The sequence below is a fragment of the Alkalibacillus silvisoli genome (assembly GCF_039521975.1).
In the GTDB taxonomy this organism is placed as follows: domain Bacteria; phylum Bacillota; class Bacilli; order Bacillales; family Alkalibacillaceae; genus Alkalibacillus; species Alkalibacillus silvisoli.
Genome location: NZ_BAAACZ010000024.1, coordinates 71,067 through 81,723, shown reverse-complemented (window position 1 = coordinate 81,723; position 10,657 = coordinate 71,067). Strand labels below are relative to the sequence as shown.

General features: G+C 38.7%; 9 protein-coding genes. All 9 read left to right on the top strand.

Features of this window, described 5'->3' with window-relative positions:
- The first annotated feature begins 248 nt into the window (after positions 1-248).
- Positions 249-1,202: a methylmalonyl Co-A mutase-associated GTPase MeaB gene (gene meaB / locus ABDZ63_RS13230; RefSeq protein ID WP_343784218.1), complete on the top strand. Its 954-nt coding sequence runs from the start codon at positions 249-251 to the stop codon at positions 1,200-1,202.
- Complete coding sequence (locus ABDZ63_RS13225; protein WP_343784216.1) at positions 1,195-1,833, top strand: TetR/AcrR family transcriptional regulator; 639 nt, start codon at positions 1,195-1,197, stop codon at positions 1,831-1,833. Before meaB ends, ABDZ63_RS13225 begins: the two co-directional genes overlap by 8 nt.
- 2 nt (positions 1,834-1,835) lie before the next feature.
- Positions 1,836-5,066, top strand: coding sequence for a fused isobutyryl-CoA mutase/GTPase IcmF (gene icmF, locus ABDZ63_RS13220; RefSeq protein ID WP_343784214.1), 3,231 nt, complete (start codon positions 1,836-1,838; stop codon positions 5,064-5,066).
- Positions 5,067-5,386: 320 nt separating this feature from the next.
- Positions 5,387-5,869: a DNA-directed RNA polymerase subunit delta gene (rpoE, locus tag ABDZ63_RS13215; protein ID WP_343784212.1), complete on the top strand. Its 483-nt coding sequence runs from the start codon at positions 5,387-5,389 to the stop codon at positions 5,867-5,869.
- A gap of 206 nt (positions 5,870-6,075) precedes the next feature.
- Positions 6,076-7,668 (top strand): CTP synthase, encoded by a 1,593-nt coding sequence (gene pyrG / locus ABDZ63_RS13210; RefSeq protein WP_343784210.1) that lies wholly within the window; start codon positions 6,076-6,078, stop codon positions 7,666-7,668.
- A 115-nt stretch (positions 7,669-7,783) separates the two neighbouring features.
- Positions 7,784-8,158 (top strand): response regulator, encoded by a 375-nt coding sequence (locus ABDZ63_RS13205; protein WP_343784208.1) that lies wholly within the window; start codon positions 7,784-7,786, stop codon positions 8,156-8,158.
- Between the two features lie 96 nt (positions 8,159-8,254).
- The gene (locus ABDZ63_RS13200) at positions 8,255-8,461 is read left to right on the top strand and encodes a beta/alpha barrel domain-containing protein (protein ID WP_343784206.1); all 207 of its coding nucleotides are present in this window, start codon (positions 8,255-8,257) and stop codon (positions 8,459-8,461) included.
- A gap of 153 nt (positions 8,462-8,614) precedes the next feature.
- Positions 8,615-9,265 (top strand): fructose-6-phosphate aldolase, encoded by a 651-nt coding sequence (gene fsa / locus ABDZ63_RS13195; protein ID WP_343784204.1) that lies wholly within the window; start codon positions 8,615-8,617, stop codon positions 9,263-9,265.
- An 82-nt stretch (positions 9,266-9,347) separates the two neighbouring features.
- On the top strand, positions 9,348-10,634 hold the full coding sequence (locus tag ABDZ63_RS13190; protein ID WP_343784202.1) for a UDP-N-acetylglucosamine 1-carboxyvinyltransferase: 1,287 nt from the start codon (positions 9,348-9,350) through the stop codon (positions 10,632-10,634).
- Positions 10,635-10,657: the final 23 nt, after the last annotated feature.

The following is a 10,657-nucleotide window of genomic DNA, read 5'->3' as shown; positions in this document are numbered from 1 at the left end:
TCCATGTAAAACCAACTGGGTGCTTACAATCCATGGTGGCGCATTTACACATACTTATTGACGCTACCAATTGTCGGACGAAGCAGAATAATTGTCGGACGAAGCAGGATAATTGTCGGACGAAGCAGGATAATTGTCGGACGAAGGGGCATTTTCACCGGACGAAGGAGCACTTTCACCGGAAGAAAGGCTCAAGTCTCGGGTCACTGCGCATCCGCTTCATTTTATTAGAAAGGACTGAAGCTTAAATGGATCAACTCGCGACACGAATCGAAAACCAAGATCAACGGGCCTTAGCGCGTGCGATCACCATGATTGAAAATGATCACCCTCATAAACTGTCGTTACTGAGTGAGCTTAATAAGCGTAAAAAAGGTGCTCACTACATTGGGATTACCGGTTCACCCGGAGCAGGCAAGAGTTCGCTCGTTGACCATTTCATGACTCGATTAAGACAACAAAATAAAAAAATCGCTGTCATCGCAGTTGACCCGACTAGTCCTTTCAGTGGTGGAGCTCTTTTAGGTGATCGTGTTCGTATGCATAAGCACTTCACTGATGAAGATGTGTTTATCCGTAGTATGGCAACGCGTGGGAGTCTTGGTGGTTTGGCTAGAGCAACAAAAGACGCGATCCGAGCTTGTGATGCGTATGGATTTGATTACATTTTAGTCGAAACAGTTGGCGTTGGTCAGTCTGAGCTTGACATTATGAAAGTAGCGGACTCAACGGCTGTTATTTTAACACCTAACTCTGGTGACATTTTGCAAGTATTTAAAGCTGGTATCATGGAAATAGCCGATTTATTTATATTAAACAAAGCTGATTTACCTGGTATTCGAAAGCTAAAAAATCAATTAAAAGATTTAATCCATATCGCAGGGCACAACGGCTTTGAACCGATGATTGTTGAGACAATATCTCAATCCAAGCCAACAGGATTTGAAGAGTTACATGATGCTCTCAACCAACATTGGCAGTACTTAAAGCAGTCTGAAGCAGGTATAAAGAAACGTAAAGAGCAGCTTCGACATGAAGTCTACGAACTGATGCAAGAAGCACTTTATAAAGATCTATATAACACAATTGAACAAACCCCTCATATGAAAGAGAAATTAGATCAAGTTGAAGACCCTTACCATTTAGCGGAAAGATGGCTTGACGAATGGCGAGGATTGAAGAAGGGGGACTCTGATGGTTAAAGAAATCGGCTCATCAATCAAAGATGAGGTATTAATTCAAAAGCGGCGTGCCCAGTTACAGAAGGGTGCTGTTAACCTTTTTAAACAAAAAAGGTTTCACCGTGCGACAACACGTGAGATTGCTAAGGCAGCAGGTTTTAGTATCGGAACCCTTTATGAATATATTCGGAAGAAAGAAGACGTTCTATTTCTTGTTTGTGATGCGATTTATAATGAAGTAAAAGCGCGGATGGAAGCGGTGATCGATACGAAAGAACCTTCAGAAAATGCTCTATACCAAGCAGTAGAATCTTATTTTCAACTGATGGATGAGTTGCAGGATGAAGTGCTTGTTTTGTATCAAGAGCTTAAGGCTCTACCGAAAGATGCCCAAGAATATGTATTAAATAAAGAGAAAGAAATGCTTTGTTTGTTCGAACAAATTCTTGAAAATAGCTACGCGAATGCCTTAAGCAAGGAAGATATTATACTCATTTCAAATAACATCTTTATTCAAGGGCAAATGTGGGGCTTTCGTAGGTGGGTGTTACAAAAGGAATTCACCTTAGAAGCGTACACTTTAAAACAATTTAACCTATTAAAAAATCAATTGGCGCACCAAGCGCAAATCAAAGAACGAGGAGGCGTGTAAAGATGCAACAGCCGGAAGTTTATCATGTGAAGCATCCTGTAAGATTTGTAACAGCATCAAGTTTATTTGATGGGCACGATGCTTCCATTAACATTATGAGACGAATTCTTCAAGCGAGTGGTTCAGAGGTGATCCACTTAGGCCATAACCGTTCAGTTGAAGCTGTTGTTAATGCAGCGATTCAAGAGGATGCTCAAGGAATTGCCATCTCATCTTATCAAGGCGGACACGTTGAATATTTTAAATATATGGTCGATCTTTTAAATGAAAAAGGAGCAGGTCATATTCGTGTGTACGGCGGTGGTGGCGGTGTTATTTTACCGCGTGAAATTAAGGAACTACATGATTACGGTGTAGCACGAATTTTCTCACCTGAGGATGGTCGTGAAGTCGGCCTTCAAGGGATGATTAATAATATGCTTAAAGAATGTGACCATCCAACTCCATTCGAGCTAGAAGCGGATGCGAAGGCGGTTAAACAAGGCGATAATCAAGCGGTGGCGCGTTTAATCACACATGTTGAAAATGGCTCTGTTTCAAGTGATGAATTAAATAACTTGCTAAACATCGATGGTGCTAATATTCCTGTCTTAGGCATTACAGGTACAGGTGGTGCTGGTAAAAGTTCACTAACAGACGAATTAATCCGTCGATTTGTCAATGAAGTACCCGATAAAAATATAGCCATCATTTCTGTTGATCCAACGAAAAAGAAAACAGGAGGAGCTCTATTAGGTGACCGTATTCGAATGAATGCGATTTTTAATCCGCGTGTTTATATGCGTTCTTTAGCAACGCGTGATTCGAAAAGTGAATTATCAAAAGCCATTACTGATGCGATTAACGTCGTAAAAGCGGCTAACTTTGACTTTGTTATTGTGGAAACGAGCGGAATTGGCCAAGGTGACGCCGAAATTACTGAGATTACTGACTTATCTATGTATGTGATGACTGCTGAATTTGGTGCACCATCACAATTAGAGAAGATCGACATGATCGATTTTGCTGATTTTATTGTCATCAACAAATTCGAACAAAAAGGTTCTGAAGATGCGCTACGACAAGTGCGTAAACAATTTGAGCGTAGCCATATGCTGTTTCATGAAGACCATGAAACATTCCCTGTTTTTGGAACGATTGCGAGTCAATTTAACGATGCAGGAACGAACACACTATTTGCCTCACTTCTCGAAACGTTAAATGAACGCTATGAATGGAGTGTAGAAGTCCCGTTTGATACTCATATTAAAGTCGTTGAAAAGCAAAACTTAATCATTCCACCAGAACGACGCCAATACTTACGTGACATCGTTCAGGCAGTTCAAGGTTATAAGGACGAAGCAAAGAAACAAAGTGAAATAGCTAGTAAGCTTTACAAGTTAAAAGGGACAAAAGATGAGCTAGAAGAAGATGAGTTAGAAAAGATTCAAAGCATAATTGAAAAATACGAGAAGCAGTTAGATGAGGAAAGTGTTGAACAGCTTAAAAAGTATGATGAACTACAAGAGAACTATACAAAAGATGAAATGTCATACGAAGTCCGTGGTAAAGAGTTCAAAGTCGAACTAAACACCGAAAGCATATCAGGTATTAAAATTCCTAAAGTTGCCCTTCCGAAATATAATGATTGGGGCGACCGCCTGAAATTCATGCTTTTAGAAAATGTGCCAGGCTTCTTCCCTTATACAGCAGGTGTTTTCCCATTCAAGCTTCGTGGAGAAGACCCAACACGTCAGTTCGCAGGTGAAGGGACACCAGAACGTACAAATCGTCGTTTCCACTATTTATCTAAAGATGAGGAAGCAAAGCGTTTAAGTACAGCGTTTGACTCTGTAACGCTTTATGGTGAAGACCCAGATGAGCGTCCAGATATTTATGGTAAAGTCGGCGAATCGGGTGTTAGCATTTGTACAGTAGAAGATATGAAGAAGTTGTATGATGGCTTTGATCTATGCCACCCAATGACATCAGTTTCAATGACGATTAATGGTCCAGCACCGATTATTTTAGCGATGTATTTCAATGCTGCGATCGACCAACAACTAGAGAAATTTAAAGAAGAAAACGACCGTCAACCGAATGCTTCAGAACTTGAACAAATTAAGACTGAAACGATTTCTGTCGTACGCGGAACGGTTCAAGCAGATATTTTAAAAGAAGACCAAGGCCAAAATACGTGTATCTTCTCAACTGAATTCGCCTTAAGAATGATGGGTGATATTCAAGCTTACTTTATTGAAAATGAAGTTCGTAACTATTACTCTGTATCTATTTCTGGTTACCATATTGCAGAAGCAGGTGCAAACCCAATCAGTCAGCTAGCCTTTACGTTGGCGAACGGCTTTACTTATGTTGAGTACTACTTAAGCCGTGGCATGGATATTAATAAATTCGCACCTAACTTATCATTCTTCTTCTCAAATGGACTTGACCCAGAATATTCAGTTATTGGCCGTGTAGCACGTCGCATTTGGTCGATTGTCATGCGCGATAAATATGGAGCTAATGAACGTAGTCAGAAGTTAAAATACCATATTCAAACATCAGGTCGTTCACTTCACGCACAAGAAGTAGACTTTAATGATATTCGCACAACATTACAAGCTTTAATTGCGATCCAAGATAATACGAATTCATTACACACAAATGCATATGATGAGGCAATCACGACTCCGACAGAAGAATCTGTTCGTCGTGCAATGGCCATTCAAATGATTATTAATAAAGAATTCGGCCTAACAAAGACGGAAAACTCCCTACAAGGTTCTTACATTTTAGATGAGTTAACAGACCTTGTCGAAGAAGCTGTCTTACAAGAATTTGAACGAATTAATGATCGTGGTGGCGTCTTAGGTGCGATGGAACGCCAATACCAACGTGGTAAAATCCAAGAAGAGTCACTTTACTATGAAGGTAAGAAACACTCAGGAGAACTACCAATCGTTGGCGTGAACACGTATCAAAATCCAAACCCACCATCAGCAGATGACATTAACTCAATGGAAGTTGCTCGTGCATCACAAGAAGAAAAACAACAACAAATTGCCAACTTAAGAGCATTCCAAGAACGAAATAAAGATGAAGCAGAAATAGCACTGAAACGCTTAAAAGAAACAGCTGCTTCTGGTGGCAATGTCTTCTTAGAACTAATGGAAACAGTAAGAGTCGCAAGCCTAGGGCAAATCACAAATGCCCTTTACGAAGTAGGCGGACAATACCGACGTAATATGTAACACAAATAAACTCCACCTTATTAAATAGGTGGAGTTTATTTATTAAATGCGTGCGTTAGTGAGCGCCGATAAATGAGCTCGAACGCTGATAAACGAGAGTCGAACGCTGATAAACCCGCCCCGAACGCTGATAAATCGACTCGCGAACACTGATCAATTACAATGCATTCCGATAAATTTAAGCGAATCCAAATTTTTACTAAAATAAAAATGATCATCAAGATATATTTTTTGCTTGAATTGACGATAATGTATGATATTCTGTAAACTAGGAAAATAGCTAAAAAAGTTCCTGTTAACTGGGTAAAGGAGTGCTGGTTGTGAGCTTAGTAAAGTATAATAATGAAGAAGTTAAAGAATTGTCCATGATCGATATTGCTTACGAAATCATGTTAGATGAAAACCAAGCGAAAAACTTTCAAGATATTTTCAAAATCGTAGCTGAAGCAAAAGAATTCACCCAAGAGCAAAAAGAACAATACATTTCTCAGCTATATACAGACTTAAATATTGATGGTCGATTTCTTTCAGTTGGTTCGAATCTTTGGGGGTTGAAGCATTGGTATCCGTTTGACCAAACAGTCGAGGATGCTTTTGTTGCTGAGGAAAAACCGAAAAAGAAGAAGAAGAAAAAGAAATCAGCTAAAGCTGAGGAACCAGTTGAGGAAGAAGAGACCTTATTAGATGATGAATTAGAAGCTGATTCAGAAGAGGATGAAGAATCAGAAGAAGTGTTTGAAGATGAAGTCGATAACCTTGAAAAAGACTTAGATAAAGGTGATGAAGACGAAGAAGATTCATAAAAAACAATCTTGACTTTACCTCGGCATAGGCGTATTATTCTATGTGGGCTCTCAAAAATAAATGTAAAGCTCCCGAATTTAATTCGGGAGCTTTTTTTGTTTTTTATAAGGCTTGAAAAGTTAAGCAATCCTTACTTTTCCCTGAATTAATGTTTTAATTTTATTTTAAATAACAAACGATAAACATAGAAGGTGAGGCAGAAAAGATGACAAAATATATTTTCGTAACAGGTGGAGTGGTTTCTTCACTCGGAAAAGGAATTACAGCAGCATCACTAGGGCGATTACTTAAAAACCGAGGCTTAAACGTCACGATCCAAAAATTCGACCCATACTTAAACGTAGACCCGGGTACGATGAGCCCATATCAGCACGGAGAAGTGTTCGTAACAGAGGATGGTGCAGAAACGGACTTAGACTTAGGTCATTATGAACGTTTTATTGATATTAATTTAAATAAATACAGTAACATTACAACAGGTAAAGTATACTCTTCAGTTATTCGTAAAGAGCGCAGAGGTGATTACTTAGGAGGAACTGTACAAGTCATTCCTCATATTACGAATGAAATTAAAGATAAAGTTTATCAAGCTGGTAAAGAAACGAATGCTGATGTTGTTATTACTGAAATAGGTGGAACTGTTGGTGATATTGAAAGCCTGCCATTCTTAGAAGCAATTAGACAATTAAAGAGTGATGCAGGTCGAGATAATGTCATGTATATTCACTGTACGTTAGTTCCATTCTTAGAAGCAGCAGGTGAACTGAAAACAAAGCCAACACAGCACTCTGTTAAGGAATTACGTTCATTAGGTATACAGCCTGATGTGATCGTTTTAAGAACTGAAAGAGAAATTAGTCAAAGTATGAAGGATAAAATTGCCCTCTTCTGTGATATTAATGAAAATGCAGTAATTGAAGCACGTAATTGTGAAGTATTATATGAAGTAGCGCTGGAAATGCAAAGGCAAGGCTTAGATCAACTAGCTTGTGACCACTTTGGTATTGAAGCTAAAGATGCAGATATGAAAGAGTGGAGCCATTTAATTAACCAAGTGAAAAATTTATCTAAAACAACAACTATTGCTCTAGTTGGTAAGTATGTAGCTCTTAAGGATGCTTATATCTCAGTAGTAGAAGCGTTAAAGCATAGTGGTTTCACATTTGATTCTGATATTGAAATTAAATGGGTTAGCTCTGAAGAAGTGACCAGTGAGAATGTGCACGAATTTTTAAGCGATGTTGACGGTATTTTAGTTCCAGGCGGATTTGGTGATCGTGCAATTGATGGAAAGATTGAGGCGACTCGTTACGCGCGTGAAAACAAAATTCCTTTCTTAGGTATTTGCTTAGGCATGCAATTAGCAACGGTCGAGTTTGCACGTAACGTATTAGGCCTTGAAGGAGCTCATTCAGCTGAAATTGATCCTTCAACACCACATCCAGTAATTGACCTTTTACCAGAACAAAAAGATGTAGAAGATCTAGGTGGTACACTACGACTAGGCGTTTATGCTTGTCGACTTGAAGAAGGAACAAAAGCTCATGAAGCATATGAAGACGAGCTTGTTTATGAACGTCACCGCCACCGCTTTGAGTTTAATAATGAGTACCGTGAACAAATGGAAGCAGAAGGATTTAAGTTCTCAGGCAACAGCCCAGATGGTCGTTTAGCTGAAATTATCGAACTGAAAGACCACCCATGGTTTGTCGCGTCACAATTTCATCCAGAATTTAAATCAAGACCGACAAATCCACAGCCATTATTCAAGAAATTTGTTGAAAGTTGTGTAAAGTAATTGTAATCTGTAAGAAAGTTTAGAATTGAATAACAAATCACCCTAATTGGATTGATTTTCCTCCCTTGTTCCGTTAAAGTTATATTAAAAGTAATAAATGGGATAAGGTGATGGGATGAAAAGGTTTAAGGCAGTTGTAGTTGATGATGAATCAGGCATTGCATTATTGATGAAAGAACTATTAAGCCAAGAAGGTTTTGAAGTATTAACATTTGCTAATTCATTAGAAGCTTTTGAAGTGGTGAAAGAGGCAAATGTTGATATCTTCTTTGTGGATTATTTGTTACCTGGTATGAGAGGGGACCATTTCATTCAGGAGTTGAGAGAACAGGATCATCATGCCCCTGTCATTCTAATGACAGGGTTATCCAAAATGCAAGTAAAAGAAAGTAGTGCAGCAACGTACCAAGATGTATTAGAAAAGCCATTTTCAATTAAAGACGTGATGGACTTAATTGATGAGCATGTAAAAAACCCTCAAACACCATAATGCTTAGTTGCTAATTGGTGGCATACTTGGTATTCTATAATTATAAAAATGATCTTACACATGCTCTTGTACTTATAACTTGAGGAGGAAACCATTGTGCCACTAGTATTAATGCGAGCAATGCTTAATAAAGCTAATGATGAAGGTTATTCGTCTTTGAAGTTTAACCTTGTATATGACCGAGCAGCTGAAAAGAAGCAGTCGCCGGTCATAAGCGGTGTATCTGGAAATGCTCCTAAGTATTCTGGTATTTATAACGCTGTGGTTTCAATGGTTAGATTAGAACTCTTTAAAAAAGCATAATTTCAAATTGTTATGGCTGATCCGTGTGCTTTGGATTAGCCTTTTCGCGTATGAAAAGATAGAATAGTATTAGTGTTTATGTTAACGTTCAATATTGGATTGAGCTAAGCGTAAAAAAGCTTTTAAATCAGTCATAAAGGAGAAGAGAGTTTTATGAAATTTTTTATTGATACAGCGAATATTAATGAGATTAAAGAAGCAAATGCATTAGGCATTTTATCAGGTGTGACAACAAATCCATCTTTAGTGGCTAAAGAAGGTGTATCTTTCCACGAACGCTTAAAAGAAATTACAAAAGAAGTAACAGAAGGCTCAGTGAGTGCTGAGGTGATATCAGAAGACTCTGAGGGAATGCTTAAAGAAGCAGAAGAACTAGTGAAAATTGCACCAAACATCACCATTAAGCTACCTATGACATTAGAAGGTCTTAAAGCATGTAAAGCTTTAACAGACAAAGGTGTTAAAACTAATGTAACACTCGTTTTCTCAGCTAACCAAGCCTTATTAGCTGCAAGAGCTGGTGCTACTTATGTTTCACCTTTCTTAGGACGATTAGATGACATTGGTCAAAATGGCATGCATTTAATTGCTGAGATTGCACAAATCTTTGATGCGCACGGTATTGATACAGAAATCATTGCAGCGAGTGTACGTCACCCGATGCATGTTTCTGAAGCAGCGTTAAATGGTGCTCACATAGCTACAATTCCATTTAATGTTATTCAGCAATTAGTCAAGCATCCATTAACAGACCAAGGAATTGATAAATTCTTAAAAGATTGGGAAAAAGCAAATCAAGCATGAATCTTGAAATATCGCACATAATATAACTAGACAAGCAACGGTGGAAAGACAGCTATAAAAATGTGATAAGAGGAGTATTCACATGGAAAAATTACTTATTGAAGGAGGCCACCAATTAAATGGAGAAGTTCGGGTAAGTGGTGCTAAAAATAGCGCAGTTGCCTTGCTGCCAGCAACAATCTTAGCCGAATCCGAAGTTACGATTGAAGGTCTTCCAAACATTTCTGACATTCAAATATTAAAAGAGTTGTTACGTGATATAGGTGGTGACGTATCACAAAGTGGTGATGATGTCACAATTGATTCATCTGAGATGGTTTCTATGCCTTTACCTAATGGTCGTGTGAAAAAGCTGCGCGCATCCTATTACTTTATGGGTGCGATGTTAGGTCGCTTTAAAAAAGCAGTCATTGGTTTACCGGGTGGATGTGATTTAGGACCACGACCAATTGATCAGCATATTAAAGGGTTTGAAGCGTTAGGTGCTGAAGTGACGAACGAACAAGGCGCTATTTACCTAAAAGCAGATGAACTCATTGGTTCTAAAATTTACCTTGATATCCCAAGTGTTGGTGCCACTATTAATATTATGCTTGCAGCTGTGAAGGCAAAAGGGAAAACGACGATTGAAAATGCAGCGAAGGAACCGGAGATTATAGACGTTGCAACCCTTTTGAATAGTATGGGAGCGAATATTAAAGGGGTAGGAACAGATGTCATTCGGATTGAAGGTGTTGACTCATTAAATGGTTGCCAACATACCATTATTCCAGACCGAATTGAAGCTGGGACTTATACGATTTTAGCTGCTTCAAAAGGTGAAGAAGTTTTAGTCGATAATGTCATCCCAACTCACTTAGAATCTCTAACAGCAAAGTTACGTGAAATGGGCGTTGAGATTGAAGAAGGAACGGATTATTTAGTTGTGCGCGGTAATCGAGAACTGACAAGCGTGGATATTAAAACGTTAGTCTACCCAGGGTTTCCTACAGATTTACAGCAACCATTTACTTCATTGTTAACACAAGCTCACGGCTCAAGTATCGTTACAGATACGATTTATCAAGCACGCTTTAAACATGCTGATGAACTCAGAAGAATGAATGCCAATATAAAAGTTGAAGGCAGTTCAGCTGTCATTACAGGTAAAACACCACTTGAAGGTGCGAAGGTAAAAGCAAGTGATTTACGTGCAGGTGCCTGCTTAGTAATAGCTGGCCTAATGGCAGATGGTATTACTGAGGTAGTAGGTATTGAGCATATTGAGCGAGGTTATGATGATCTAACTGAAAAGCTAAAAAATCTAGGTGCTGTTGTTTGGCGTGAACAAATGACAGATGAAGATATAAAGATGTTCCAAAATGCTTAAGGTCGATAAGGGATAAGAGAAAC